The sequence below is a fragment of the Rhodococcoides kroppenstedtii genome, from assembly GCF_900111805.1.
Classification (GTDB): domain Bacteria; phylum Actinomycetota; class Actinomycetes; order Mycobacteriales; family Mycobacteriaceae; genus Rhodococcoides; species Rhodococcoides kroppenstedtii.
Map to the genome: position 1 here is coordinate 206,521 of NZ_FOJN01000006.1, position 25,930 is coordinate 232,450.

General features: G+C 70.8%; 26 protein-coding genes and 1 pseudogene. 10 read left to right on the forward strand and 17 right to left on the reverse strand.

What is annotated here, in order from left to right; translation table 11 throughout:
- Position 1 precedes the first annotated feature (1 nt).
- On the forward strand, positions 2 to 889 hold the full coding sequence (locus tag BMZ18_RS09495; RefSeq protein WP_068364687.1) for a DUF5996 family protein: 888 nt from the start codon (positions 2 to 4) through the stop codon (positions 887 to 889).
- 4 nt (positions 890 to 893) lie between these two features.
- Here BMZ18_RS09495 and BMZ18_RS09500 read toward each other — a convergent pair whose 3' ends face one another.
- From BMZ18_RS09500 to BMZ18_RS09505, 3 genes are read right to left on the reverse strand one after another with little or no spacing between them, the layout of a single operon-like run.
- The gene (locus tag BMZ18_RS09500) at positions 894 to 1,328 is read right to left on the reverse strand and encodes a GNAT family N-acetyltransferase (protein WP_068364684.1); all 435 of its coding nucleotides are present in this window, start codon (positions 1,326 to 1,328) and stop codon (positions 894 to 896) included.
- Position 1,329: 1 nt separating this feature from the next.
- Entirely contained in the window at positions 1,330 to 1,497 is a 168-nt protein-coding gene (locus tag BMZ18_RS19665) for a hypothetical protein (protein ID WP_167322373.1), read from the reverse strand.
- A 20-nt stretch (positions 1,498 to 1,517) separates the two neighbouring features.
- A complete protein-coding gene (locus BMZ18_RS09505; protein ID WP_068364681.1) occupies positions 1,518 to 2,594 on the reverse strand; it encodes a PLP-dependent cysteine synthase family protein in 1,077 nt (358 codons plus the stop codon).
- A 52-nt stretch (positions 2,595 to 2,646) separates the two neighbouring features.
- Between BMZ18_RS09505 and BMZ18_RS09510 the strand changes: the two genes are divergently transcribed.
- Entirely contained in the window at positions 2,647 to 3,690 is a 1,044-nt protein-coding gene (locus BMZ18_RS09510; RefSeq protein WP_068364739.1) for a type III polyketide synthase, read from the forward strand.
- Positions 3,691 to 3,700: 10 nt separating this feature from the next.
- Here the strand turns inward: BMZ18_RS09510 and BMZ18_RS09515 are convergent, their stop codons facing one another.
- The gene (locus BMZ18_RS09515) at positions 3,701 to 5,338 is read right to left on the reverse strand and encodes an AMP-binding protein (RefSeq protein ID WP_074922120.1); all 1,638 of its coding nucleotides are present in this window, start codon (positions 5,336 to 5,338) and stop codon (positions 3,701 to 3,703) included.
- A gap of 94 nt (positions 5,339 to 5,432) precedes the next feature.
- Here BMZ18_RS09515 and BMZ18_RS09520 point away from each other — a divergent pair, with 94 nt between their 5' ends.
- Entirely contained in the window at positions 5,433 to 6,713 is a 1,281-nt protein-coding gene (locus BMZ18_RS09520; protein ID WP_068364777.1) for an APC family permease, read from the forward strand.
- Here the strand turns inward: BMZ18_RS09520 and BMZ18_RS09525 are convergent.
- Positions 6,707 to 7,060, reverse strand: coding sequence for a histone-like nucleoid-structuring protein Lsr2 (locus tag BMZ18_RS09525; protein WP_068104591.1), 354 nt, complete (start codon positions 7,058 to 7,060; stop codon positions 6,707 to 6,709). The genes BMZ18_RS09520 and BMZ18_RS09525 overlap by 7 nt on opposite strands.
- Positions 7,061 to 7,307: 247 nt before the next feature.
- Here BMZ18_RS09525 and BMZ18_RS09530 point away from each other — a divergent pair, with 247 nt between their 5' ends.
- Positions 7,308 to 8,300: an LLM class flavin-dependent oxidoreductase gene (locus BMZ18_RS09530; protein WP_068364774.1), complete on the forward strand. Its 993-nt coding sequence runs from the start codon at positions 7,308 to 7,310 to the stop codon at positions 8,298 to 8,300.
- 16 nt (positions 8,301 to 8,316) lie between these two features.
- Here the strand turns inward: BMZ18_RS09530 and BMZ18_RS09535 are convergent, their stop codons facing one another.
- Genes BMZ18_RS09535 through BMZ18_RS09550 form a run of 4 tightly spaced genes read right to left on the reverse strand, consistent with a single transcriptional unit; the run spans position 8,317 to position 12,553 of the window.
- Positions 8,317 to 9,309 carry a sigma-70 family RNA polymerase sigma factor gene (locus BMZ18_RS09535; protein WP_068364783.1) on the reverse strand — a complete coding sequence of 331 codons (993 nt, stop codon included), beginning with the start codon at positions 9,307 to 9,309 and terminating at the stop codon, positions 8,317 to 8,319.
- A 19-nt stretch (positions 9,310 to 9,328) separates the two neighbouring features.
- A complete protein-coding gene (locus BMZ18_RS09540; protein ID WP_280141972.1) occupies positions 9,329 to 11,605 on the reverse strand; it encodes a heavy metal translocating P-type ATPase in 2,277 nt (758 codons plus the stop codon).
- Positions 11,602 to 11,811, reverse strand: coding sequence for a heavy-metal-associated domain-containing protein (locus BMZ18_RS09545; RefSeq protein WP_068104596.1), 210 nt, complete (start codon positions 11,809 to 11,811; stop codon positions 11,602 to 11,604). The genes BMZ18_RS09540 and BMZ18_RS09545 overlap by 4 nt, the downstream gene beginning before the upstream one ends.
- A 43-nt stretch (positions 11,812 to 11,854) precedes the next feature.
- A complete protein-coding gene (locus BMZ18_RS09550; protein ID WP_068145699.1) occupies positions 11,855 to 12,553 on the reverse strand; it encodes a FadR/GntR family transcriptional regulator in 699 nt (232 codons plus the stop codon).
- A 120-nt stretch (positions 12,554 to 12,673) separates the two neighbouring features.
- Here BMZ18_RS09550 and BMZ18_RS09555 point away from each other — a divergent pair, with 120 nt between their 5' ends.
- Positions 12,674 to 13,066: a YchJ family protein gene (locus BMZ18_RS09555; RefSeq protein WP_068364769.1), complete on the forward strand. Its 393-nt coding sequence runs from the start codon at positions 12,674 to 12,676 to the stop codon at positions 13,064 to 13,066.
- On the opposite strand, the gene BMZ18_RS09560 is transcribed toward BMZ18_RS09555, so the two are convergent.
- Positions 13,063 to 14,001: an alpha/beta fold hydrolase gene (locus BMZ18_RS09560; RefSeq protein WP_068364766.1), complete on the reverse strand. Its 939-nt coding sequence runs from the start codon at positions 13,999 to 14,001 to the stop codon at positions 13,063 to 13,065. The genes BMZ18_RS09555 and BMZ18_RS09560 overlap by 4 nt on opposite strands.
- 183 nt (positions 14,002 to 14,184) lie before the next feature.
- Between BMZ18_RS09560 and BMZ18_RS09565 the strand changes: the two genes are divergently transcribed.
- Complete coding sequence (locus BMZ18_RS09565; protein ID WP_139203896.1) at positions 14,185 to 14,778, forward strand: Rv1733c family protein; 594 nt, start codon at positions 14,185 to 14,187, stop codon at positions 14,776 to 14,778.
- A 23-nt stretch (positions 14,779 to 14,801) separates the two neighbouring features.
- On the opposite strand, the gene BMZ18_RS09570 is transcribed toward BMZ18_RS09565, so the two are convergent.
- Positions 14,802 to 15,197, reverse strand: coding sequence for an alpha-isopropylmalate synthase regulatory domain-containing protein (locus tag BMZ18_RS09570; protein WP_068364760.1), 396 nt, complete (start codon positions 15,195 to 15,197; stop codon positions 14,802 to 14,804).
- Positions 15,198 to 15,392: 195 nt separating this feature from the next.
- Entirely contained in the window at positions 15,393 to 16,337 is a 945-nt protein-coding gene (locus BMZ18_RS09575) for a calcium/sodium antiporter (protein ID WP_068364758.1), read from the reverse strand.
- Positions 16,338 to 16,440: 103 nt separating this feature from the next.
- Between BMZ18_RS09575 and BMZ18_RS09580 the strand changes: the two genes are divergently transcribed.
- Complete coding sequence (locus BMZ18_RS09580; RefSeq protein WP_068364755.1) at positions 16,441 to 17,631, forward strand: ATP-binding protein; 1,191 nt, start codon at positions 16,441 to 16,443, stop codon at positions 17,629 to 17,631.
- Positions 17,632 to 17,658: 27 nt separating this feature from the next.
- Here BMZ18_RS09580 and BMZ18_RS09585 read toward each other — a convergent pair whose 3' ends face one another.
- Positions 17,659 to 18,864, reverse strand: coding sequence for an acetyl-CoA C-acetyltransferase (locus tag BMZ18_RS09585; RefSeq protein WP_074922121.1), 1,206 nt, complete (start codon positions 18,862 to 18,864; stop codon positions 17,659 to 17,661).
- Positions 18,861 to 19,523, reverse strand: coding sequence for a TetR/AcrR family transcriptional regulator (locus tag BMZ18_RS09590; protein WP_068366063.1), 663 nt, complete (start codon positions 19,521 to 19,523; stop codon positions 18,861 to 18,863). The genes BMZ18_RS09585 and BMZ18_RS09590 overlap by 4 nt, the downstream gene beginning before the upstream one ends.
- A gap of 168 nt (positions 19,524 to 19,691) precedes the next feature.
- On the opposite strand from BMZ18_RS09590, the gene BMZ18_RS09595 reads away from it, so the two are divergent.
- The 3 genes from BMZ18_RS09595 (at position 19,692) to BMZ18_RS09605 (ending at position 23,767) form a co-directional block, all read left to right on the forward strand.
- The gene (locus BMZ18_RS09595; RefSeq protein WP_068366065.1) at positions 19,692 to 21,929 is read left to right on the forward strand and encodes a putative bifunctional diguanylate cyclase/phosphodiesterase; all 2,238 of its coding nucleotides are present in this window, start codon (positions 19,692 to 19,694) and stop codon (positions 21,927 to 21,929) included.
- 62 nt (positions 21,930 to 21,991) lie between these two features.
- Positions 21,992 to 22,960 (forward strand): NADPH:quinone oxidoreductase family protein, encoded by a 969-nt coding sequence (locus tag BMZ18_RS09600; protein WP_068366066.1) that lies wholly within the window; start codon positions 21,992 to 21,994, stop codon positions 22,958 to 22,960.
- 45 nt (positions 22,961 to 23,005) lie between these two features.
- Positions 23,006 to 23,767, forward strand: coding sequence for a deoxyribonuclease IV (locus BMZ18_RS09605; protein WP_068104614.1), 762 nt, complete (start codon positions 23,006 to 23,008; stop codon positions 23,765 to 23,767).
- Here BMZ18_RS09605 and BMZ18_RS09610 read toward each other — a convergent pair.
- The 3 genes and pseudogenes from BMZ18_RS09610 to BMZ18_RS19895 all read right to left on the reverse strand — a co-directional run.
- Positions 23,753 to 25,150, reverse strand: coding sequence for a multidrug effflux MFS transporter (locus BMZ18_RS09610; protein WP_082895259.1), 1,398 nt, complete (start codon positions 25,148 to 25,150; stop codon positions 23,753 to 23,755). The genes BMZ18_RS09605 and BMZ18_RS09610 overlap by 15 nt on opposite strands.
- Before the next feature lie 4 nt (positions 25,151 to 25,154).
- Complete coding sequence (locus BMZ18_RS09615; RefSeq protein WP_068104616.1) at positions 25,155 to 25,670, reverse strand: DUF309 domain-containing protein; 516 nt, start codon at positions 25,668 to 25,670, stop codon at positions 25,155 to 25,157.
- Between the two features lie 50 nt (positions 25,671 to 25,720).
- Positions 25,721 to 25,930, reverse strand: a pseudogene (locus tag BMZ18_RS19895) (DUF222 domain-containing protein); the annotation flags it as partial.

Sequence of the window (25,930 nt, forward strand, 5' to 3'; positions counted from 1 at the left end):
TGTGACGCACGAATTCTGGCCTGCGCTCGAGGTGGAGTCCTGGCAGGACACCCGTGACACCCTGCATCTCTGGACGCAGATCGTCGGCAAGGTGCGGATGGCGCTCGCGCCGCCGGTCAATCACTGGTGGGGCGTCACGCTCTACGTCGACGCCACGGGCTTGACGACGTCGCTGATGCCCTACCGGGACGGCGGCCTCGAGATCCGGTTCGACTTCGTCGAGCACGCCCTGATCGCCACGACGACGCGCGGCGACACCCGCCGCGTCGATCTGCGGCCCATGTCCGTGGCCGACTTCCATCGAGAGTTCGACGCGATGCTGGGGGCACTCGACGTCCGGGTGACGTATCTGCCCGTGCCCGTCGAACTGGAGACCGCGATTCCGTTCGCCGACGACACCGTCCACGCGAGTTACGACGCCGAGGCGGCGCACCGCTTCTGGCGATCCCTGGTCTCCGCGGATCGGGTCTTCTCCCGGTTCCGCGCCGAGTTCGACGGCAAGTCCAGCCCGTCGCACTTCTTCTGGGGTGCTTTCGATCTGGCGGTCACGCGGTTCTCGGGGCGGCCGGCGCCGACCCATCCCGGCGGCATCCCGAACTGCCCCGACTGGGTGATGCACGAGGCCTACCGCGCCGAACTTTCCAGCGCCGGCTACTGGCCCGGCGGCGCGTCGGAAGGGGTGTTCTACTCCTACGCCTATCCGCAGCCCGAGGGGTTCGCCGAGGCCGCCGTGACCCCGGCCGCCGCCCACTGGGACGCGGCGCTGGGCGAGTTCGTCCTGCCCTACGCCGACGTCCGTCGGGCCGAGGATCCCGACGCACTGCTGCTGGAGTTCCTGCGCAGCACCGCGGCCGTCGCCGCGGATCTCGCCGACTGGCCTCGCTCCTGACCGGTCACGGTCGCGTGAACAGCATGGGCACGTGGTCTATGCCCGCCTCGAGGTAGTTCTCCCCCGTCCGGACGAACCCCAGGCGCCCGTACCAGCCCTCGAGGTAGGCCTGTGCGGAGATGGCGACGTCGGTTCCCGCGTGCTCCAGCGCGGCCCGCACCAGGTCGGCCGCGAGACCGCGACCGCGGGCCTGCTGCGCCGTCGCCACGCGGCCGACATGCGCCGGCAGGTCGTCCTGGAGCAGGCGGAGGGTGGCCAGGACCTCCCCGTTCTCCTCCACCCAGAACAAGGTGGTGGTGTCCTCGAGGTCCCGACCGTCGATCTCCTCCTCGTCCACGATGCGCTGCTCGTGGACGAACACCTGTGTCCGCAGACGCAGAATGCGGTACAGCACAGCAGGATCGGCGTCCCGGACCGTCGCCCGGCCGATGGGGACCACGTCAGTCGGTGCCTTCGCGCGCTTCGGTCTCGGCCACCTCGGGCGCGTTCTCCCGGGTCGCCATGCCGCCGGCGCCGCCCTGGTCCGCCGGACCCGGACGGCCGCCCTTGGGTTCGGACGACGTGGGCTCGGACGACGCAGTTGAGGAAGAATTCTCGTTCTCGGCCATGACGCCAGGCTAGTCCGCGCTCACGACGCGCCGGAGAACTCGCCCGTGGCGAGGAACCGGTCGATGCGGTCGTGCTCGGCGGCGAGGTCCCACCCACGCTCGGCCACCCACGCGTCGTCGTAGTAGGTGTGCTCGTACCGCTCCCCGCCGTCGCAGAGCAGGGTGACGATGCTGCCCCGCTCCCCCGCCGCGCGCATCTCCGAGATCAGGCGGAACGCGCCGATCAGGTTGGTTCCCGTCGACCCGCCGGCATGGAGTCCGGTGACCCGGCCGAGCATGCGCGCGGCGGCGACCGACGCGGCGTCCGGCACGCGCTCCATCCGTTCGATGACCGCGGGGACGAACGACGGCTCGACGCGCGGGCGACCGATGCCCTCGATGCGGGATCCGGTGCCGACGACGTCGCGACGGCCGGTGAGCCAGGCGTCGTGGAAGGCCGAGCCCTCGGGATCGACGACGCAGACGCGCGTCGGGACGCGGCGGTAGCGCACGTACCGGCCGATGGTGGCCGACGTCCCGCCGGTGCCCGCGCCGACCACGACCCACGAGGGGACGGGGAACCGTTCCAGGGACATCTGATCGAAGATGGAGGCCGCGATGGAGTTGTTCCCGCGCCAGTCGGTGACCACCGAGGCGTTGGTGAACTGATCGAGGTACAACCAGTTCTCCTGTGCGCCCAGCTCTTCCGCGACGTCGTACACCGCGCCCGAGGACTCGACCAGGCGACAGATGCCGCCGTACCGCTCGATGAGGGCAATCTTGGCGGGCGAGGTGGACGCCGGCATCACGGCGACGAATTCCAGCCCGATCAGTCGAGCGAAGTAGGCCTCGGACACCGCGGTCGAGCCGGACGACGCCTCCACCAGGGTGGTGTCCGGGCCGATGTCGCCGTTGGCGAGCCCGAACAGGAAGAGCGAGCGCGCCAGGCGATGCTTGAGCGAGCCGGTGGGGTGCACCGACTCGTCCTTGAGGTAGAGGTCGATCCCCCACGACGCGGGCAGGGGGAACGGGTGCAGGTGGGTGTCCGCGCTGCGGTTGGCGTCGGCCTCGACGATCCGCAGCGCGTTCTCCACCCAGTCACGATCTTCGATGCGCATGCCCGCCATTGTCGCGGTGGTTGGCGATGCGGTGGGCGGGAACCCCGGTGGGGTGAGTCCCACCACCGCCTACGTCAACGCGATCTCCACCGCGGTACCCGAGTACGACGTGCACGACGACTTCGTCGAGTACGCCCAGAACTCCTTCGACGAGCGGCGCAAGCATCTGCTCTTCCGTCGGATGGCCGAGCGTGCCCAGATCTCGCACCGGTGGGCGGCGTTCCCGTCCGTCGCGAGTTTCTACGGCGACGATCCCAATGCCGTCGACACCGAGACGCGCATGATCGAGTTCGAGCGCAGCGCACCGGACCTGGCGGTGCGCGCGGTGGACGGGCTGGGACTGGGCCCCGCCGCGGCCGACGTCACCCATCTGATCGTGTTGACCTGCACCGGGTTCTATTCCCCCGGTATCGATTTCGAGATCATGCGTCGCTGCGGCGTCCCGACCACCGTCGAGCGCACCCAGGTGGGCTTCATGGGCTGCTTCGCCGGCATCAACGGTCTCAAGCTGGCGCACCACATCGTCCGGTCCGAGCCGACCGCGCGTGTCCTGGTGGTCAGTGTGGAGCTGTGCTCGCTGCACATGCAGTCCACGCAGGACCTCGAGACGATGCTCTCGTTCCTCGTGTTCGGCGACGGCGCGGCGGCGGTGCTGGTGACGGCCGACGAACAGGGTCTCGCCCTCGAGTCGTTCCAGGCGCTGATGATCGAGGATTCTCGCGAGCTGATCACGTGGCGGATCGGCGGGATGGGCTTCGACATGGTGTTGTCCGGCAAGGTGCCGGGCTCGCTGTCACGCGCGCTCGACGCACCCACGATGAAGACGGTGCTCGCGGGCGCGGAGCCGTCGTCGATCGACCTCTGGGCGATCCACCCCGGAGGACGGTCCATTCTCGACGCGGTGGAGGGCGCCCTCGAGCTGACACCGGACCGGTTGTCGGCGTCCCGGACGGTCCTGGACGACTACGGCAACATGTCCTCGGCCACCGTGCTCTTCGTGCTGAAGGAGATGATGGACCGCGGCGACACCGGGCGGGGGTGCGCGATGGCGTTCGGTCCCGGCCTCACGGCCGAGACCATGCTCTTCCGAGCTTGACGAGTCCCGACTACCGCGCGAACCGCTCCCGCAGCTCCACCTTGCGCACCTTGCCGGTCACGGTCATCGGGAACTCGTCGAGCACCTCGACGTACCGCGGAATCTTGTAGTGCGCCAACTTGCCTCGGCAGAACTCCCGCAGGTCGTCCGCGGTGAGGTTTGCCGCCCCGTCGCGCAGCCGCACGCAGGCCAGCAGCTCCTCGCCGTACTTCGAGTCGGGAATGCCGACCACCTGCGCGTCGAGGATGTCGGGATGGGTGTAGAGGAACTCCTCGATCTCGCGCGGGTAGATGTTCTCCCCGCCCCGGATCACCATGTCCTTGATGCGCCCGGTGACCGCGACGTAGCCGTCGTCGTCCATGACGCCGATGTCGCCGGTGTGCATCCATCGCTCGTCGTCGATGGCCTCGGCGGTCTTCTCCGGGTTGTTCCAGTAGCCGATCATCACGGAGTAGCCGCGGGTGCACAGCTCGCCCGGCTCGCCGCGCGGCACCGTCTCCCCCGTGACGGGATCGACGATCTTCACCTCGAGGTGCGGGCCGACGCGGCCGACCGTGGACACCCGCTGCTCGAGGGTGTCGTCGGAGCGAGTCTGCAGGGAGACCGGTGACGTCTCCGTCATTCCGTACGCGATGGACACCTCGGTCATCCCGAGGACCTCGATCACCTGCTTCATCACCTCGGTGGGGCACGGCGAGCCGGCCATGATGCCGGTGCGGAGGGTGCCGAGGTCGTAGCCCGCGGCGGTGCCGCTCTCGTCCTCGGCGGCACTGTCGCCGAGGGCCGCGAGGACGGCGATGAACATGGTCGGCACGCCGTAGAGCGAGGTGCATCGCTCCGCCGACACGGCCCGCAGCACCGCCGCGGGGTCGAACGACGGGCCCGGAATCACCATGGCCGCACCGTGCGAGGTGCAGGCGAGATTGCCCATCACCATGCCGAAGCAGTGATAGAACGGCACCGGAATGCAGACGCGATCCTGCTCCGTGTAATGGCAGAGCTCACCGACGAAATAGCCGTTGTTGAGGATGTTCCGGTGGCTCAGGGTGGCGCCCTTCGGGAACCCGGTGGTGCCCGAGGTGTACTGGATGTTGATCGGGTCGTCCGCTGTCAGCTCGGCCGAGCGGGCCGCCAACGTCTCCGCCGACACGGCCTCCCCCGCCTGCGCGACCGAGGCCCAGTCGTCGGTGTCCATGAACACCACGCGGCGCAGCTCGGGGCAGTCGCCGCGGACCTCCTCGATCATCGCGGCGTAGTCACTGGACGCGTGGGCGGTGACGGCCACCAGGATCGACACCTGCGCCTGCGTCAGCACGTACTGCAGCTCTCGCGCGCGGTAGGCCGGGTTGACGGTGACCAGCACCGCGCCGATCTTGGCGGTGGCGTACTGCAGGATCGTCCACTCGGGCCGGTTGGGTGCCCAGACAGCGACGCGGTCCCCCACCGCGACCCCGTCGGCCATCAGTCCGCGGGCGACGGCGTCGACGTCGCGACGCAGCTCGTCGTACGTCCAGCGGCGTCCCGACGCGACGTCGATCAGTGCGTCGTTCGACCCGACGCGGGCGACGGTGCGGTCGAAGTCGTCACCGATCGTGTCGGTGAGCAGCGGTGTGGTGGTCTCACCGGCGGACAGGGACGGCTCGGGCACGGGATCCTCCGGGGTGGGTGGGCGGTCGGTGCGCCCGACGCTAACGCAGCGCACCCCACAGCGGGCCGGTTTCGGTTAATCGTCATTCATCGAAATGCTCGTCGCGCGCCGGCCGCCTAGAGTGACCGCCGTGCCGCTCGCGAGACGACTCGGAACGTTCGACGCGGTGGCCATCGGGGTGGGATCGATGATCGGGGCGGGGATCTTCGCCGCGCTGGGTCCGGCCGCGGCGGCTGCCGGGTCCTGGTTGCTGCCCGCCCTGGCGGTTGCCGCCGTGGTGGCCTTCTGCAACGCGACGTCCACGGCCCAGTTGGCCGCGCAGCATCCGACGTCGGGCGGTGTGTACGCCTACGGCCGGGCCGAACTGGACGACTGGTGGGGGTTCGCCGCGGGCTGGTGCTTCCTGGTGGGCAAGACCGCGAGCTGCGCCGCGATGGCCTGGACCGTCGGCGCCTACGCCTGGCCCGACCACGCGCGGCCGGTCGCCGTCCTGGTGGTCGTCGTGGTGACCGCCATCGACCTCGCCGGCATCACGCGCACGGCCTTCGCCACACGCGTCGTGGTGGCGGTGGTGGGCGCCGTCCTGCTGGCCGCGGTGGTGGCCGGAGCGTCGTCGTCACCCGACCTGGCCGCCGTCGTCCCGACGGGCGGCCCGAGCCCCGCCGGGCTGCTGGGGGCGGCAGGGATTCTGTTCTTCGCCTTCGCGGGATACGCCCGCATCGCCACCCTCGGTGAGGAGGTGCGTGATCCGGCGCGAACCATCCCGCGGGCCGTCGTGATCGCCTTCGTGGTCGTGATCATCGCGTACACGGCCGTCGCGGTGACCGTGCTCGGCATTCTCGGGGCCGACGGTGTGGCCGGGTCCCCGGCTCCGCTCGCGGCCGCCGTCGCCGAGCTCGGCCACCCGGCGCTGGACGCGGCGGTGCGGGGCGCCGCGGTCCTCGCGTCCTCGGGTGCGTTGCTGGCGCTGCTCGCCGGACTCTCCCGGACCACCCTGGCCATGGCGCGGGAGGGTGACCTTCCGGCACGGCTGGCGCGCATCGACGACGCGCGATCGACACCGCGGGCGGCCACCCTGGCGATCGCAGCGGTGATCGTGATTCTCGCGGCGACGGTCGATATTCGCGAGATGATCGGATTCTCGTCGTTCGGGGTGCTGCTCTACTACGCGGTGGCCAATATCGCTGCGGCGCGGCAACGCGGCACGGCGCGGCGGTATCCCCGCATTCTCCAGGGGGTGGGGCTGCTCGGCTGCGGTGCGCTGGTGGTGACGTTGCCGCCGGCCTCCGTCGCGACGGGCACGGCCGTGGTCACCCTCGGGCTGATCGGACGCGTCCTCGTTCTGCGGCACCGGCGGAGTCGCCGAGGTTACTGAGCCGCGTTGTAGGCCTCTTCGACGTCGGCGGGAATGCGGCCGCGTGCCGAGACGGTGTATCCGTTCTGGCTCGCCCATTCCCGGATGGCCTTGGTCTGCAACGGATCTCGGGTCGACGTGGTGGACGCCGCCTTCTTCGCGCTCGCCTTCTTCGTGCGCCCGTTCAACTTGGTGGCGTAGCCGGTCCAGTAATCGAGCTGCTTCCGGAATTCCTTGGCATTCTTGGTGCCGAGATCGATTTCGTAATCGACGCCGTCGACGGCGAATCCGATGGTTTCCCCTTTGCCTGATTTGATGGGCGAACCGTCGATGTCGTCGACCAATTCCACGTAGACCTGCTTCGCCATGACGGCCCTTCTGTTCGACGTGATGGAAACTCCCCGACCGAGACCGACCACGACGGGCCGACAGGTCGGACGGGTCGGGTGGAATACGGTTCCGACCCGGAGTTTATCCATGCTGCCCGGAACAATGCGAGAGCGGGTTTGTCGTCGGCGATTCGGGGGCGTCGGAACCGAGCGGTAGGTCCGGGGAACAACGGAGACACCCCCGCGGTTGCAACCCCGAGAAGTCGCTATCGAAAGGTGTATCGCCGTGGTCGTGTCGCTGTCCGTTCTGGATCTCGCCCATATCGCCGAGGGCCGCACGGCCGCCGACAGTTTCGCGGCCAGCGTGGCGCTGGCGCAGGCGGCGGAGGAATCGGGTTATCGCCGGGTCTGGTACGCCGAGCACCACAACATGCCCTCGATCGCCTCGTCGGCGACGTCGGTGGTCATCGCACACGTCGCCGCGCACACGTCGACCATCCGCCTGGGCGCCGGCGGTGTGATGCTGCCGAATCATTCCCCGCTGACCATCGCCGAGCAGTTCGGGACTCTGGAGACCCTGCATCCGGGCCGCATCGACCTCGGTCTCGGCCGCGCACCGGGATCGGACCAGAACACCATGCGGGCGTTGCGCCGGGATCCCTCGTCGGCCGACACCTTCCCGCAGGACGTCATCGAACTCCAGGCGTACCTCGCGGGCACGAGCCGGGTCCCGGGCGTCGCGGCCGTCCCCGGAGCCGGGACGAACGTCCCCCTCTACATCCTCGGCTCGTCGTTGTTCGGCGCGCAGCTCGCGGCTCACCTCGGCCTCCCCTACGCCAACGCGTCGCACTTCGCCCCGGATTCTCTGGGCGAGGCCGTCTCGGTGTACCGGGAGACGTTCCGCCCGTCGGCGAGCCTGGCCGAGCCCTACGTCATCGCCGGCGTCAACGCCGTGGTCTCCGAGAGCGCCGCGCGGGCCCACGAGTTGCTCGAGCAGGGCATCCGCCGACGCGTGGTGCAGATGGTCGGCCGCGGGCAGACCTTCACGCCGGAGGAGGTCGACCTCATCATGGACTCGCCGGCCGGGCGGCAGATCCAGGGGATGACCAAGTTCACCGCCGTCGGTACGCCGGCCGAGGCGTCGAGCTACATCACGCAGTTCGCGGACCGCTACGGAGTGGACGAGGTCATCGTGGCCAGCGGCATCGACGACACCGAGGAGCGTCTCGCCTCGTACCGCCTGCTCGCGCAGGAGCATCTGCACGCCGCAGTGGCCTGAGACCCGGGTCCAACGGTCAGCCCGGGTAGGTGGCGGGCAGCCCGAAACGCTCGAACAGGTCGAGGTCGAAGAAGCACGTCACGTGCGCGACCTGCCCGTCGACGATCTCGAGGACGTGCAGCTGGAACGCGCGGTGGACCCCGTCCTCGCCGAGCATGTAGAGCCCGAAGGCCGGCTGACCGTTGGCGACGGTCTCGACCATGCGCATCGACTCGGGCCCCGTGGCCGGGCACTTGGTGGAGATGAGTCCGCCGATGTCGGTCGGCCCGCGGTACCAGCCCGTGAACGGCGGCATCTCCCAGACCGCTTCGGCGGCGAAGAGCTTCACGATGCCGTCGATGTCGTAGGTCTCGAAGCCCTCGACGTAGCGCTGCAGGAGTTCGCGCGTCTCCGGTGATTCCGGCTCGTCGACGTCGTCCTCGCTGGGCATGATCTGCTCGATCTGGCCGCGGGCACGCTGGAGCAGGCTGTTGACCGCCGCAGTGGAGGTGCCCAGCAGCTCGGCCACCTCCGCCGCCTTCCACTGCAGCACCTCGCGCAGCACCAGCACCGCGCGCTGCCGAGCCGAGAGGTGTTGCAGCGCAGCGACGAAGGCCAGCCGCACGGAATCGCGGGTGACCGCCGCCGTGGCCGGATCGTCGTCGGAATCCCGGCTGGGGAACGGCTCGAGCCAGGCGATCTCGTGACGTTCGACCAACTCGTCCGACGGGTCGGACGAGGGCGCGCCCAGTCCGGACGGCAGGGGACGGCGGGAGCGACCCTCGAGCGACGTCAGGCAGGTGTTGGTGGCGATGCGGTACAGCCAGGTGCGTAGCGACGAGTCGCCCTTGAAGTTTCCGTACGCCTTCCATCCGCGGACGAACGTGTCCTGCACCAGATCCTCGGCGTCGTGGATCGACCCCGTCATGCGGTAGCAGTGCGCCAGCAGCTCGCGCCGGTGCGGCTCGGCGAGGGTCATGAACTCGTCGGCTCGGCCGGGTGCCGCGGCTCGCCGCGCACCGTCCTGCATCACGGTCATGCGCGAGAGACTAGTCCCGTGTCGGACCCTCCGCCGGGGGAACGGACCGCTCGGTCACCGCGGATCGGAATCGGCGCAGGCGCAGCGAATTGGTCACCACGAACACGGAACTCAGTGCCATGGCCGCACCGGCGAACATGGGATTCAACATGCCCGCCGCGGCCAGCGGAATCGCGGCGACGTTGTAGGCGAACGCCCAGAACAGGTTGGTCCTGATGGTCCGCAGGGTCGCGCGGGACAGGCGGACGGCGTCGACGGCGGTGCGCAGATCGCCGCGCACCAGCGTGAGATCCCCCGCTTCGATGGCGGCGTCGGTGCCGGTGCCCATCGACAACCCCAGATCCGCCGTCGCCAGAGCCGCCGCGTCGTTGACGCCGTCGCCGACCATCGCGACGACCCGGCCTTCGCGCTGCAGATCGGCGATCGCCGACACCTTGCCCTCCGGCAGAACCCCTGCCAGCACGCGGTCGATGCCCACGCGCGTGGCGACGTCTTGCGCGGCGGCCGCGTTGTCACCGGTCAGGAGGATCGGCTCGAGGCCGAGATCTCGCAGTCCGCGGATCGCGTCGGCCGAGGTGTCCTTCACCGTGTCGGCCACGGCGACGACGGCCGTCGGCCGATCGTCCACCGCGACGACGACGGCCGTCGCGCCGGCGGTCTCGGCTGCGGCGACGGCGTCGGCGAGGGTCGAGGGCAGCCCGCCGACCAGGTCGGGCCGACCGACGGTGACTCGGCGACCGTCCACCGTCGCGCGGACACCGAGGCCGGGCAGGTTCTCCACGTTCGTCGCGGCCGGCACGGTCCGGGCGGCGCGCACGATCGCACGCGCCACGGGATGCTCGGAGCGCGACTCGGCTCCGGCGGCCAGGCGCAGGGCCGCCGCCGAGTCGAGGCCGAGGGAGTCGTCCGTGACCACCGACCGCACCGTCATGACGCCCGTGGTGACCGTGCCGGTCTTGTCGAGCACCACGGTGTCCACCCGGCGCGTCTGCTCGAGGACCTCCGGACCCTTGATGAGCACGCCGAGCTGGGCACCGCGCCCAGTGCCGACGAGCAGGGCGGTCGGCGTCGCCAGACCCAGGGCACACGGGCACGCGATGATCAGCACCGCGACGGCCGCGGTGAACGCGGCGGACCAGCTGCCGTCCAGCAGCATCCACCCGAGCAGCGTGGCCGCGGCGATCGCGATGACGACGGGAACGAACACGGCGGAGACCCGGTCGGCCAACCGTTGCGCGTCGGCCTTCCCGTTCTGCGCGTCCTCGACGATGCGCGCCATGTGGGCCAGGGCCGTGTCGGCTCCGACGCGGGTGGCCGTGACCTCGAGCGCGTTGCCCACGTTGACGGTGCCGCCGGTGACGGCGTCGCCGGGCTCGACCGTCACGGGGACGGACTCGCCGGTGATCGCCGACGCGTCGATCGACGACGTGCCCACCGCGACGACGCCGTCGGCCGCGATCTTCTCGCCGGGACGCACCACCAGGACGTCGCCGACCACCAGGTCGTCGGCGCGGACGGTGGTCTCGCGCCCGTCACGCAGGACGGTGGCGTTCTTGGACCCGACGTCGAGCAGGGCGCGCAGGGCCGCGCCGGCGCTGCGCTTCGAGCGCGCCTCCAGGTAGCGACCGGCGAGCAGGAAGGTGGTCACGCCCGCGGCGGCCTCGAGGTAGATGTTGCCCGCACCGTCGGACCGCTCGACGGTGAACCGGAAGGCGTGGGTCATCCCCGGCATCCCGGCGTGTCCGAGGAACAGCGCGTAGAGAGACCAGCCGAAGGCGGCGAGAGTGCCCACCGACACCAGGGTGTCCATGGTGGTGGCGCCGTGGCGGAGGTTGGTCCAGGCGGCGCGGTGGAACGGCAGGCCGCCCCACACGACGACGGGTGCGGCCAACGTCAGCGACAGCCACTGCCAGTACTCGAATTGCAGCGCGGGAACCATCGCCATGGCGACGACGGGCACGGTGAGCCAGGTGGAGACCACCAGGCGCGTCCGGAGAGGGTCGGCCGCCGGCGGGGACGCGGATTCGGACTCGGCGTCCGGCTCGGGATCGGGCGACGGCACGGTCGCCGTGTAACCGGCCTTCTCGACGGTGGCGACCAACTCGTCGGTGGTCGCGGTGGCGGTCTCGACGACGGCCTGCTCGGTGGCGTAGTTGACCGTCGCCGTCACGCCGTCGAGTCGGTTGAGCTTCTTCTCGATCCGAGCGGCGCAGGACGCGCAGGTCATGCCGCCGATGTCGAGGCGGATCACGGGCGCGACGGCCGGGGACGTCGGCGTCGTCGTCACGACGGCGCGATCTCGTACCCGGCCTCGTCGACGGCGGCGGCGAGAGCGTCGGCCGGCACGGGGGCGGCGGATTCGACGTCGACCCGGCCGGTGGCGAGATCGACGGTGACTCCGGTGACGCCGTCGAGGGCGCCGACCTCCTCGGTCACGGCGTTCACGCAGTGTTGGCAGGTCATGCCGGTGACGGTGATGCTCGTGGTGGTCATGCCTCCAGGGTACCCCCCAGGGGTATCACGTCAACCCGGCCGATCAGCGTGTGCTGAGCTGCCCCAACGCGTCCTGCACCCGCCGCAGGTGTCGGCTCATCGCGGCCGACGCGGCATCGGCCGACCCCGCCGCGATGGCGTCGACGATGTCGCGGTGTTCGGCGTTCGAGGCGGTCACCCGGTCGGGGAGCAGGTTGACGCGCTCGGACTGGCCCGCGAGTGCTTCGCGGATCTCGGCGAGCACGGCGGAGAAGACGTCGTTCCCGCTCGCGGTGGCGATGCGCAGATGCAGCTCGCCGTCGAGGCGCACCCACTCCTTGGGGTCGGCCTCACGTTCCATGCGCCGCAGCAGTTCGCGCAACGCGTCGACGTCGTCGTCCGAACGGCGTTCGGCGGCCAGCGCGGCGGCGGGGATCTCGATGTGCGGGCGGGCCTCGCGCAGGGATTCGGCGGAGTGATTGCCGAAGACGGCGTCCGCCTCGACACGCGTCGAGACCACGAATGTGCCCTTGCCGGTATGGGTTTCGGTCAGCCCGAGGGCGGTGGTGGAGCGCAGTGCCTCGCGCACGACCGAGCGGCTGACGCCGAACCGGGTGGCCAGGGAGGCCTCCGACGGCAGGCGGGTGCCGACACCGAGCTCACCGCCCTCGATGGCCGAGCGCAGCTCGCGCAGCACGGCCTCGGCGGCCCCCACTCGGGTGACCGTGGCCTGTTTGCTGGCCCAACTGTCCGACAGCGTCATGGCGCCACTGTAGTCGGGGCCCCGGGGTCTGTCGGGCCGTATACCGGACTCTAGTCCTCGTCCGAGAAATTGATATATCGACCTGTGGTCCTGCCCGACCCACCGCATCGAGTCTTTAGGATGGCGTCCGTGAACGGCCCGCCCGAGCCCTGCCCCTGCACCTCGGGTCGGCCGATGTCCGCGTGCTGCGGCCCGGTCCTCGCCGACCCGCGCGCCGCACCCACGGCCGAGCGGCTCATGCGGTCGCGCTTCACCGCCTTCGCGACGGGGAACGTCGCGCACCTGTTGGCGACGTGGCATCCGTCGACCCGGCCGAGAACGCTGGATCTCGACGACGGTCGGGTGTGGACGTCGCTCGACGTCCTCTCGACGACGGCCGGGGGCCCGTTCCACACCGAGGGCACGGTGCAGTTCGAGGCCGACTTTCGCGACGGCCGACGGTCCGGTCGGCTGACGGAGACCAGCACCTTCACCCGCGTCGACGGGCGCTGGGTCTACGTCGACGGGGCCTAGCGGGAGGCGAGTCTCGCCGGCTCCGCTCGGCGACCTGCGGTCGACGCGCTCTCGACACTGTCGACGAACGTCGTGGTGATGCGGGCGATGTCTCGCGGGTGGGAGAGCGGCGACCAGTGGCCGGCGTCGAGGTCCGTGCGGGAGAGGTCGCGGACCCAGAGATGGGTGTCGTCGTAGTGGAACGGGCGCACGGCGGCGTCCCGCATGTTCACGATCAGGTGGACGGGGACGTCGACGTACCGGCGCCGCGGGCGGAGCAGGCGCGGGATCAGGTTGGCGCGGTAGCGACGCAGCCCGTTCCAGGCGTCGTCGAGCAGGGTCGGTGACTCGACCGCCATCGACGCCGGCACGCCGGAGAACTCCCCGATGAACCGGGTCCAGCCCTTCCGCTTCATCCGCCACATCCGCACCCGCGCCAGCGGCGGCACGTGGAAGGTGGCCGTGTACCAGGAGGCGCGGATCTGGGCGAGCACCTGCAGGACGCCGCGGGGGCGGGGCCTGCGCAGCCGGGATCGCGTCCATCGGCCGAGGTGGTCCAGGTTGGGCCCGGACACGGAGGTGTACGACGCGATGCGGGTCGGCGCGTCCGCCTCGGCGACGGCTTCCCAGGCTTCGACGGCGCCCCAGTCGTGCGCCAGGACGTGCACGGGGGCGGTCGGTGAGACGTGGTCGATCACGGCCCGGAGGTCGGCGGCGAGTTCGGGCAGGCGGAAGTCACGCGTGCGCGGCGGGGTGGTCGACGCGCCGGCGCCGCGGGCGTCGTAGGTGACGACCCGGAACCGATCGGCGAGCAGCGGGACGACGTGCGTCCACAACTCGTGGGTGTCCGGCCACCCGTGCATGAGGACGACGGTCGGGCCGTCGCGGCGACCGGTGACGAACACCGCCAGGTCGACGCCGGGGCGGGAGACGGTCGATCGCTCGGTGGCCGGCATCGCGGAACCTTTCCGTGGACTCTCGTTCGTCGAGCATTTCCTATGACACACGGTAACAGTTATCGGTCCCGCAGCGTGTGCGACTCCACAGTCCGCGGGGGGACTGCACACCGAACGTAGGGGGAACACCGAAGGTCAAGGTAAAGGCGGCTCGGGGGTCGGCGGAGGGGAAAGGGAACCACCATGAGCGACATGCAGAAGCGCAGGAGCCGACAGATGCGCCCGGTGCACGCCGCCGACAATCCTCTGGTCCGGCCCGTGGACCGAGCCGAGGCCCGCGTGCACCGCACGACGCTGACGTTGTTCCTGCTGGTCGTACCGTTCGCCGTCGTTCTCGGTGTCTTCGGCTACGGCCAACTGGCTCGGTCGGCCGACGCCGCCGCCGCGAACCTGCGCACCGTCGAGGCCACCACCACCGCGGAAGCGCCGTCGGCAACGACCGCAGCCGACGTCACCTCGGGCGCCTCGAGTTCGCTGGCGACGCCCGCGACGTGGACGCTCGACGGCCGCGAGCACGAGGGCACGGTCGCGGTGCCGCCCCGGACGCCGACCGGCACCGACGTCTCCATCACGGTCGACGCCGCCGGCAACCGCGTGGCCCCGCCCCCGAGCCACGCCGACACCGTCGTCGCCGGGGCGTTCCTGACCGTGCTCGTGCTCACCGCCGCCGGCATCGTCCTTCTCACGATCCGCGGGGCCGCGACCCGCCGCTACGCCGAACGCCGAGATCGCGAGTGGGACGAGGCCCTCGCCCGACTGTTCGCGGAGGGGCGCTGAGAACTACGCCGTGAGGCTGAGAACTACGCCGTGAGGTTGGCGGCCGCGACGAGAGCACGAGCCGTCGACTCCGCCGAGTCCGGTCCGATGCCGGTGGCCCATTCCGTGCGGCGATTCTGCTGGGCGCGCAGATCGGTGACGACGCCCGCCGCGGTGGTGCGCTGGTGGAACTCGTGGATCTCGAGCCGGATACCGGCGCGGTACAGCAGCGTGGTGACGGCGTCGGCCGGCCCGTGGGTCCGCACGGTGTCCCGCAGGATGGCGTCGCCGACGGCGAGAGTCAGGGTGTAGTCGGCGCGGCCGGCGCGGCGGCCGGAGATCTGCAGCGAGCCGAAACGGACGGCCGTGGGGGCGTTGTGCGTCCCCGAGTGGGACGACGTGGCGAAGGCGATGCCGGGGATGTCTGCGCTGATGCTCATGGGAATCGGTTCACTTCCGAGAGAGGGAGGTGGACCGACCGGGCGCTCGTTCGACCCGCAGCGAGGGGTCGGTCCGAATCAGACCCCGCTGCGGCGGCGAACTACGAGCATGCGCGACATACCCCGATGGTAGGTCTGACGCGGGATGGACGGCAAGGGAAATTCGTCGGAACATCCGCCGTGACGGGCAGGGCCCTAGAGCAGGACCACCAGATAGGCGACGTAGGCGCCGGTCATCGTCACTCCCCACGTGCGGGTGAGGTTCCGGCCGAGCAGGACGAACGGGATCAGCAGGACGGCCGCCGCGAGCATGACCCAGAGGTCCAGCCGCAATAGATGGAGATCGACCGGGACCGACCCCGCCGCCAGCGAACCGGCGGCGGCCACGGTTCCGCCGATCAGCACGATGTTCACCAGGTTGGAGCCGACGACGCTGCCGATCACGACGTCCGAGCGGCCGCGAACCGCAGCCGCGACGGTGGTGGCCAGCTCGGGAAGCGATGTCCCCGCGGCGACGAGCGTCAGGCCGATGACGCTGTCGGACAGACCTGCCTCGCGCGCGATGGACGTGGCTCCGTCGAGCAGCAGGTTCGCACCGATGGGAAGCCCCACGAGTCCGGCGACGATGTACACCGCCAACCGCCGTCCGGAGCGGACGGCGTCCTCGGCGGAGTCGCCGTCCGACGGGTCGGTCGGTCCGCGACGCGCCGACCGGATCTGCGCGGTGACCACCACCACCAGTCCGAGAAGGAGTACGACGCCGCCGAGCAGGGTCAACGATCCCATCGCGCAGAGTGCGACGAACACGATCGTGGCGAGGACCATCTGGCCGTAGCTCGTCCGCGCCTCGCGGCCGGCGGGGCGGATCACGGCGATCACGGCGGGGACACCCAGGACGAGCAGCACGTTGGCGATGTTCGATCCGACGACGTTGCCCAGCGCGAGTTCGGGTGTGCCGAGCAGGACCGCCTCGATGGTCACCACCAGTTCCGGCGCGGCGGTGCCGAGCGAGACGACGGTCAGGGACACGAGCAGGGCGGACACCCCCAGGCGCAGCGACAGGCCGACCGCCCCGCGCACGAGAAGGTCTCCCGCGCCCGTCAACAGCACCAATCCGGCTGCGACCAGTACCCACTCCATGCCCGCAGGATAGAGGCGCGCCCTCGCTTGCCGATTATCGACGGTTCTAGGACACGCGCTAGAGAGAGCCAGAAAGACCTGCCGAGGTTGCTACCGTCACGCCATGGACCCCGTGCGGAACCCCTACGCCCCCGGTGCCGGCCAGCGCCCGCCCGAGCTCGCCGGGCGCGGGAAGCAACTCGATGCGTTCGACGTGGTGCTCGAACGCATCGCACGGGGTCGCCCCGAACGCAGTGTGATGCTCACCGGACTGCGCGGTGTGGGAAAGACCGTGCTGCTCAACCACCTTCGATCCGCGGCGATCTCGCGGCGGTGGGGGACCGGCAAGATCGAGGCGCGGCCGGACCAGGAGCTGCGCCGTCCGCTCTCGTCCGCGCTGCACATGGCTGTTCGAGAAATCGCTGTCGCGCATCGGGATCCGGACCGCGTCGAGCAGTTCCTCGGCGTGCTCAAGTCGTTCGCTCTGCGGGCCTCGCAGGACAAGGGCATGCGGGACAAGTGGCAGCCCGGCATCGACGCGCCGGCGGTGAAGGGGCGCGCGGACACCGGTGACATCGAGATCGACCTCGTCGAACTGCTGCTCGACGCGGCGTCGTTGGCCCGGGACGTCGGCGTCGGTATCGCGATCTTCATCGACGAGATGCAGGACCTCGGCGCCGCCGACATCTCCGCCATCTGCGGCGCCTGCCACGAACTCAGTCAGGACGCGGCTCCGTTGATCGTCGTCGGGGCCGGACTGCCGCATCTGCCCGCCGTGCTGTCGGCGTCGAAGAGCTACTCCGAGAGGCTGTTCGGGTACCACCGCATCGACCGACTCGATCGCGCGTCGGCCGATCTGGCCCTGATCGCCCCGGCCGAGCGCGAGGACGTCGAGTACACCGCGGAGGCACTCGACGCGCTGTACGCGGCGGCCGACGGCTACCCCTACTTCGTGCAGGCCTACGGCAAGGCCACCTGGGATCACGCCGCGGACAGTCCCATCACCGCCGACGACGTCCGCGTGGCCGCCCCGACCGCGGAGGACGAACTGGCCGTCGGCTTCTTCGGGTCGCGCTACGAGCGTGCGACGCCCGCCGAGCGCGAGTACATGCGGGCGATGGCCGAACTGTCCGGCGACGACGGGCCGGTGTCGACGGCGAGCATCGCCGTCGAACTCGGTCGCAAACCGGCGTCGCTGTCCCCCGCGCGCGACGGGTTGATCAAGAAGGGCCTGATCTACTCCGCCGAGCGGGGGTCCATCGGGTTCACCGTCCCGCACTTCGGCCGGTACCTGCGGGGTCAGTCGGAGGAGTAGTCCCCCGGCCCGACCCCGCAGGGGGCGTCAGTTGGCGGGAACGCGGAGGATGAGGGCGTCGCCCTGGCCGCCGCCGCCGCAGAGTGCGGCCGCACCGGTGCCGCCGCCGCGGCGCTGCAGCTCGAGGGCGAGGTGCAGGGCGATGCGGGCACCCGAGGCGCCGAGGGGATGTCCGATGGCGATGGCGCCGCCGTTGACGTTGACCTTCTCCGGGTCCAGGCCCAGTTCGCGGGTGGAGGCGATGCCGACGGCGGCGAAGGCCTCGTTGATCTCGACGAGGTCGAGGTCGGTGGGGGCGATGCCGTCCTTCGCGCAGGCAGCGGCGATGGCATTGGCCGGCTGGGACTGCAGCGAGGAGTCGGGGCCGGCGACGACGCCGTGGGCGCCGATCTCGGCGAGCCAGGTCAGGCCGAGCTCCTCTGCCTTGGCGCGGCTCATCACCACGACGGCGGCGGCGCCGTCGGAGATCTGCGACGCGGACCCGGCGGTGATGGTCCCGTTCCGGTCGAACGACGGTTTCAGGCGCGCGAGGGACTCGGCAGAGGTGTCGGGGCGGATGCCCTCGTCCTCGGTGACGACGATCGGGTCGCCCTTGCGCTGGGGGATGGTGACGGGGACGACCTCGTCGTCGAAGACGCCGTTCTTCCACGCGGCGGCGGCGCGCTGGTGCGAGGCAGCGGCGAAGGCGTCCTGGTCCTCGCGGGAGACGAACTTCTCGTCGGCGTTGCGGTCCTCGGTGAGGGCGCCCATGGCCTGGTCGGTGAAGATGTCGTGCAGTCCGTCGTAGGCCATGTGGTCGGCGAGGGTGACGTCGCCGTACTTGAAGCCGGTGCGGCTCCTGGACAGCATGTGCGGGGCCTGCGACATCGACTCCTGACCACCGGCGACGACGATGTCGAACTCGCCGGCGCGGATGAGCTGGTCGGCGAGGGCGATGGCGTCGACGCCGGACAGGCACACCTTGTTGATGGTCAGGGCAGGCACGGTGAGCGGAATGCCGCCGGCGTGGGCGGCCTGGCGGGCGGGGATCTGGCCGGCGCCGGCGGTGAGGACCTGGCCCATGATCACGTACTGCACCTGATCGCCGGAGATGCCGGCCTTCTCGAGCGCGCCCGCGATGGCGACGCCGCCGAGGTCGGACCCGGAGAGGGTGGACAGCGATCCGAGCAGCCGACCGACCGGCGTGCGGGCGCCCGCCACGATGACGGAGGTGGGGGAAGTCGGTGCGGTCATGGCGTGGTCCTCGCTTCTGATGGGGGTGGGGCGGTGGGGTGCGCGGTGGCCGGGGGCGTGGTGCCGGTTACGCCCAGGGCTGTCAACGACATGGTGGACAGGGTCTGTTCCAGAACCGGGGTCGGGACGCGACCCACGGAGTGCGGGGTGGAGTTGAGCAGGCCGAAGGCGGCGTGCGCACGAATGCGGGCGTCCTCCTCGGACCGCGACGGGTCGAGGTCGCGGAGCGCGCCGACCCACGTCTCGACGTAGGCCCGCTGGAGGGAGCGCACGCGGTGCCGCGCGTCGTCGGGCAGGTTGGCGAGGTCGCGGAACTGGATCTCGATCAGGCGCGGCGAGGTGAGCGCGAACTCCAGGTGGAAGTCGACGAGGGCGCGGACGCGCGCGACGGGATCGGGCTCCCCGACGGCCTGTCGGCCACCGTGGTGCAGGTACTCCGACACCCCGACCAGCAGTTCGACCAGGACGGCTTCCTTGTTGGGGAAATGGCGGTACACGGCCGGCCCGCTGATGCCGACGGCGGCGCCCAGGTCCTCGAGGCGGAGCCCGTGGTAGCCGCGGGCCGCGACCAACTCGGCGGCCGCGTCGAGCAGGTTGCTGCGGCGTTCGGCCTTGAGGCGAGAACGCTCGGTCTCGGTGCCGCCGCTCCTCTGGCCCACCCGCGTCGCCCTCTCGTTCGATGCCCGATCCGCAGCGTACCGTATTCGGTTAACGACGATTCACCAACTTCGGTGGGGCCGATACGTGCGGAACGGGCGGTTCGTGGTGACAATGAACGAGTCGGAGGTCACGGGAAGGCAGCACTGCTCGGTGCCGGGAGGTGGTCCATGACGTCGTTCTGGTCCACACGCGTCCTGATCGGGGGCGCCGTCGTCGTGCTCTCGTACGGCCTCCTCGCCCCCGGCCCGGTGGCCAGCGCCGTCTATGCCCTCGTCGCCGCGTCGTCCGTGATCGCCGTGGTCCTTGGCATCCGGGCGGGCTTCAAGAAGGACACCACACCGTGGTGGTTCCTGGCGGCCGGGTTGACCGCCTGGACCGCGGGTGACGTCTACACCGGGATTCTCGAGAACACGCAGGGCGGTGCCCCCTTCCCGTCGTGGGCGGATGCCGGCTACGTCGTGGGGTACGTGCTGGTCGTGGCGGCGCTGCTGGTCGCGCGTGACCTGTTCGGCCGTCTCGTCGCCCCCGTCGACGTGCTCGACGCCGCCATGATGACCGCCGGCATCGGCCTCGCATCCTGGGTCGTCGTGTCGGCGCAGTTCGGGGACACTCCCACGTCGGTCTGGCTCGGGCTCTTCTACACCGAGATCGACGTCTTCGTGCTCGTCGTCGTCCTGTCGATCTTCCTGCGTCGACGAGCCACCACCGTCACCCTCGTCCTGCTCGGTGTCGGTCTGGCGATCATGGTGATCGCCGACTACGGCTCCTACGTGTGGAGCGCCGGACCGGCGCTGAACCTGGTGCTGAACATGCTGTGGCTGACGGCGTACGTGCTCTTCGCCGCCGCGGCGGTGCGGCCGGAGAGCCCGCCGCCCGAGCCCACCTTCTCGCGGCGCAGCACGGGACTGTCACGACTCGCGCTGATGACCCTCGCCGTGGCCCTCACTCCGGTCGCGATGACCGTGCAGCTCGCCCGCGGGGTACCGGCGTCGGACTGGGGCTCGGTCGCGGTGGTGGCCACCGGGATCATGGTGGCGATCGGCGCCGTGCGGGTGTGGATGTTCCTGCAGTTGCTGGGCCGCCAGGCCCAGGCCCTGCGCGAATCCGCGACCACCGACCGGGTGACGGGCCTGGCGACGCGCAACGAGCTCGAGCGGCGGTTGTCCCGCCGTCTCGCGACCGACCCGTGGGTGGGACTGGTGCTCGTCGATCTGCACGGGTTCGCCGACGTCAACGCCACGTTCGGCTACACCGACGGGGACCGCATGCTGAAGATCATCGGTGCGCGACTGTCGGACGCCGTGCCGCCCGGGTCGGTGGTCGGTCGTCTCGGTGGCGACGAGTTCGCCGTCGTCGCCGGCCCGCTCGACGAACGGTCCGCGACCCGACTCGCCGCCGTCGTGCGCGCGGCGGTGACCGCGCCGATCGAGATGCGCGACATGCGGGTCACCGTCGACTGCAGTATCGGCGTCGCACTCCGTGCGTGCGACGGGTCGGGGACCGGCGGGGCAGGAATCACAACGGCGGAGGGCATGATCCAGCGCGCGCACGCCGCGGTCGGGGAGGCGCAACGTCGACACCCGCGCGTCGCCGTGTACGACCGGACCATGGAGACCGACCAGGCCAACCGGGTCCGCCGGCTCGGCGAGCTCGAGGTGGCGATGCGGTCGGGCCAGCTCGAGTTGTTCTACCAACCGCGCCTCGATCTACGGTCGGGTCGGGTGTCGGGTCTCGAGGCGTTGCTGCGGTGGCGTCATCCGGACGACGGCCTCCTGGGACCCGCCGATTTTCTCGCGGGGGCCGAAGCGACCTCGGTCATCGGGGTGTTGACGTCGTTCGTCCTCGATCGGGCTCTCGAGGACTGCGCGGGGTGGCGGTCGGCGGGGCTGGATGTCGACGTCGCGATCAATCTCTCCGTGCGGAACCTGGTGGATTCGACTCTGCCGGAACAGGTCTCGGAGGCCTTGGCGAGGCACGCCGTGCCGCCGTCGGCGGTGGTTCTGGAGGTCACCGAAACCTCCGCCATGACCGACCCGACGCGTTCGGTGATCACGATGACGGCTCTGCGCGCCCTCGGCGTGACGCTGTCCATCGACGACTTCGGCACCGGCTACAGCTCCCTGGCGTACCTGTCGCGGCTGCCGGTCCAGCAACTGAAACTCGACCGGTCGTTGGTGGCCTCGATCGTCGACGACGAGGTCGACCGGGCGATCGTCGCCTCCACCGTCGACCTCGCGCGGCGGATGCGTCTGCACCTGGTGGCCGAGGGCGTCGAGAACGCCGAGTCGCTGGAGATGCTGCGGCAGTGGGGATGCGACGCGGTGCAGGGCTTCTTCGTCAGCCGACCGGTCCCGGTCGACGAGGTGGTGCCGGTGGTGCGGGCGCTCGACGCGGCGCGCGTGTGACGCTCGGCACGCGTGTGGTTGTCTGAGGGCGTAGAGCAGTTCCCGACGAAAGGACCCACGGCGTGCGCGCAGTACAGGTGACCACTCTCGACGGGCCGGACGCGGTGTCCGTCGCCGACATCGCGGAACCGACCGGCGACGGTGTGCTGATCGACGTGCACGCGGCCGGCGTCGCGTTTCCCGACGCGTTGCTCACCCGGGGGCTCTACCAGTACAAGCCCGACCTGCCGTTCGTGCCCGGCAGCGAGGTGGCCGGCGTGGTCCGCTCCGCTCCGGACGGATCCGGTCTCGCCGCGGGCGATCGCGTGGCGGCGCTCACCGGCATCGGCGGCGGCATGGCCGAGGTGGTGCTCGCGACGCCGGATCTGGTGTTCCCGCTGCCGGATCGGGTCTCGTTCGAGGCGGGCGCCGGGGTGCTCTTCAACGACCTCACCGTGCACTTCTCGCTCCGCGAGCGTGGACGTCTCGCCGAGGGCGAGACCGTGCTGGTCCACGGCGCCGCCGGCGGCATCGGCACCTCCGCGCTGCGCCTGGCCCCGGTGCTCGGTGCGTCCCGCACCATCGCCGTCGTCAGCACCGAGGAGAAGGCCGCGGTCGCGCGCGCCGCGGGAGCGACGGACGTCGTGCTCGTCGACGGGTGGCGCGACCGGGTCAAGGAGCTGACGGGTGGCCGGGGCGTCGACGTGGTGATCGACCCCGTCGGCGGCGACCGGTTCACCGACAGCATCCGCTCGCTCGCCCCCGCGGGACGCCTGGTGGTCATCGGCTTCACCGGCGGCGAGATCCCGACGGTCAAGGTCAACCGCCTCCTGCTGAACAACGTCGAGGTCGTCGGCGCCGGGTGGGGTGCGTGGTGGATGTCCCGGCCGGGCTACACCAAGACCCAGTGGGACGAACTGGCGCCGCTCTTCGCGGACGGCCGGCTGTCGGCGCCCGAGCCGTCGGTCCACACGCTGGAGGAGGCCGGGGCGGCCATCGCGTCGCTGGAGAATCGCACCGCCATCGGGAAGGTCGTGGTCCGGCTGCGCTGACCGATCGCGTCGGTGCCCGTCGGTGCTCGTCGGTAGGGTCGACGCATGCGCATCGGGGCACACGTCAGGTCGGATTCACCGCTGGACGAGGCGACGTCCCTGGACGTCGATCTCGTCCAGCTTTTCGTCACCGACCCGCAGAAGTGGAACAAGCCGGTGGTCGACGAGTCCCTCGCGGCCGTGCGGGACTCGTCTGTCGACGTCGTCGTCCACTCGTCGTACGTCATCAACGTCGCCAGTCTCAACAACCGCATTCGCATTCCGTCGCGCAAGGCGTTGGCGCAGCAGGCCACCGTCGCCGCCGAGCTCGGAGCGCTGGGCATGGTGGTCCACGGCGGCCACGTCCGCGACGGCGAGGATCCGGCCGAGGGTGTGGCCAACTGGCGCAAGCTCTTCGAGCGCCAGGCCGAGACGGGCGGGTTCGAGGTGCCCATCTGGATCGAGAACACCGCGGGCGGTGACCGTGCGATGGCACGGCGCTTCGACGCCATTGCCCGGCTGTGGGACGCGGTCGGGGAGTTCGGTGCCGGATTCTGCCTGGACACCTGTCACGCGTGGGCGGGCGGCGAGGAGCTCGTCGACGTCATCGAGCGGGTCAAGGCGATCACCGGCCGCGTCGATCTGGTGCACCTCAACAACTCCCGCGACGAGTTCGACTCGGCCCGCGACCGCCACGCGAACCTCGCATCCGGATCCATCGATCCCGAGATTCTCGCGGCGGTGGCGGCCGAGTCGGGCGCCCCGATCATTCTGGAGACGCCGGGCGAGGGCATCGCCGACGACGTGGCGTACCTACGCGGTCGCTGACCCGTCGACCGGGGTCTCGGTGGCCGACCCGTCGACCGGGGTCTCGGTGGCCGACCCGTCGACCGGGGTCTCGGTGGCCGACCCGTCGACCACGGTCTCCGGCCGGTCGCGGTCGGGGCGGGTGTAGGCCAGCGCGGCCAAGGCAACCAGCGCACCGCCGGTCATCGTCACGGCCATGGCGGGTCCGTCGTTGCCCAGGGCGCCCACCAGCGGGGCGATCAGGGCGCCCAGCCCGAACTGTGCGGCGCCCAGCAGAGCCGCGGCCGTGCCGGCCGCCTCGCCGTGTCGGGACAGTGCCAGAGCCGGGGAGTTGGGCATGACGAAGCCCGCGGAGGCGAGCACGCAGAGCACCGGGATCATGAAGCCGACGACGCCGCCGGCTCCCGTCGTCGTGGTCACGATCAGCGCGGTCCCGGAGATCGCCATGGCCACGAGAGCCACCGTCACGATGCGGGCGGGCGAGTACCGCTGCAGCGCCAGCACGTTCAACTGCGAGGCCCCGATGAGCGCGACGGCGCCGACACCGAACACCAGCGCGAACTGCTGCTCGCCGAGACCGTATCCGTCCTGCAGCACGAACGAGCTGCCGGAGATGTAGGCGAACAGCGCCGACATGCCCAGCCCGGCGACGAGCACGAGGACGACGAAGCTGCGGTCCCGCAGCAGGCTTCCGTAGGTTCGGAGCACCGGCACCACCTCGGGGGCGCGGCGCCGCTCGGTGGGCAGCGTTTCCCGGAGGAAGACGAGGGCGACGAGCATCAGCAGGACACCCGCAACGGCCAGACCGGCGAAGATTCCGCGCCAGGATCCCTGCAGCAGAACGATGCCGCCGAGGCTCGGGGCCACGATCGGCGCGACGCCCATCACCAGCACCAGGCGGGACAGGACGGTGGCGGCGGCGCGGCCCTCGTAGAGATCGCGCACGATGGCGAGGGCGATCACCATCGTGGCGGCGGCGCCGAAGCCCTGCAGTGCCCGCGTGACCCCGAGCACCGCGACGGACGGGGCGATCATGCAGAGCAATGACGCGACGATGTGGACGGCCGTGCCGGCGATCAACGGGCGGCGCCGGCCGAGAGCGTCGGACAGTGGGCCGATGACCAACTGGCCGACGGCGAGGCCGATCAGGGTGCCGGTGAGGGTGAACTGCACCGCGGCGTCGGTGGAGTTCAGGTCGTCGGTGATGGCGGGCAGTGCCGGCAGATAGACGTCGATGGTCAGGGGACCCAGGGCGACGAGGGCGCCGAGGACCAGGATCATGCGTAGTCGCGAGGGTGGCGACTGATCGCGGGTCGTGGTGGGGGCAGCGACCGAGGCGGGTTTCGTCGTCACCCGGGCTGCAGCACCCGGGACGTCGGATCTGTTCCCGCCTCGGTGCGACATGCGGTCAGGGGGAGGTGAGCCGGGGAGGTGCGGGCACCTCCGACGAGCCGTGGTCGAGGGCGGCGATCACGGTGTCGGCCCAGCCCACGAGGCCGACAACATCCACCCCGTGTGGGGGCGCGGCGCGGTAGGGGGTGAGGCGGTCCCGCCCACGAGTGATCAGCGTCACAGCGCCTGCGGCGTTGCCGCGGAGCAGGTGGGTGAGACCGACGGCCAGTTGCGCGAGGCCCTGCCAGAGTTCGCGATCGTCGCCGGTGGTCGCCTTCCACGTGCCTTCGAGGACGTCGTGAGCGTGGAACGGCATCCCGTCGTCCAGGTAGCGCTGAGCCAACGGCAGCGACTCGTGCGGGGGAAGCTGGAGATCGTCCGGCACGCGCGGAACGCCGACGGAGCCGGGCGGCAGCGGCCGCCCCAGGACGTCCCGGGGTCGGGCGTTCTGGGGTCGGCCGTCGGCGAGGCGGTCGCGCGCGGTCGGGGTTCGGTTCCCGGTGTCGACGTCGCTCGGGTCGTCTCCGTCCATACCCTCCGTTCTACTCGGGCCGGTCGACCCGGTGTCGAGGCGCCGCCCGGTCAGAACGGGGGTGGTGCGTCGTCGGGTTCGGGTGGTCGGATCCCGTTCAGGTTGTTGCGCAGGCGGTTTCGGTTACGTTCCTGGCGGCGGCGGGCGTGTTTGTGCTCGGTGCGTGGGGCGGGTCGGGTGGGTTCGGAGCCGGGTGACGGCGGCCGGGTGGCGGGTGGGTCGCCGAAGACGATCATGTCGAGGCCGGGGTGGGTGTCGAA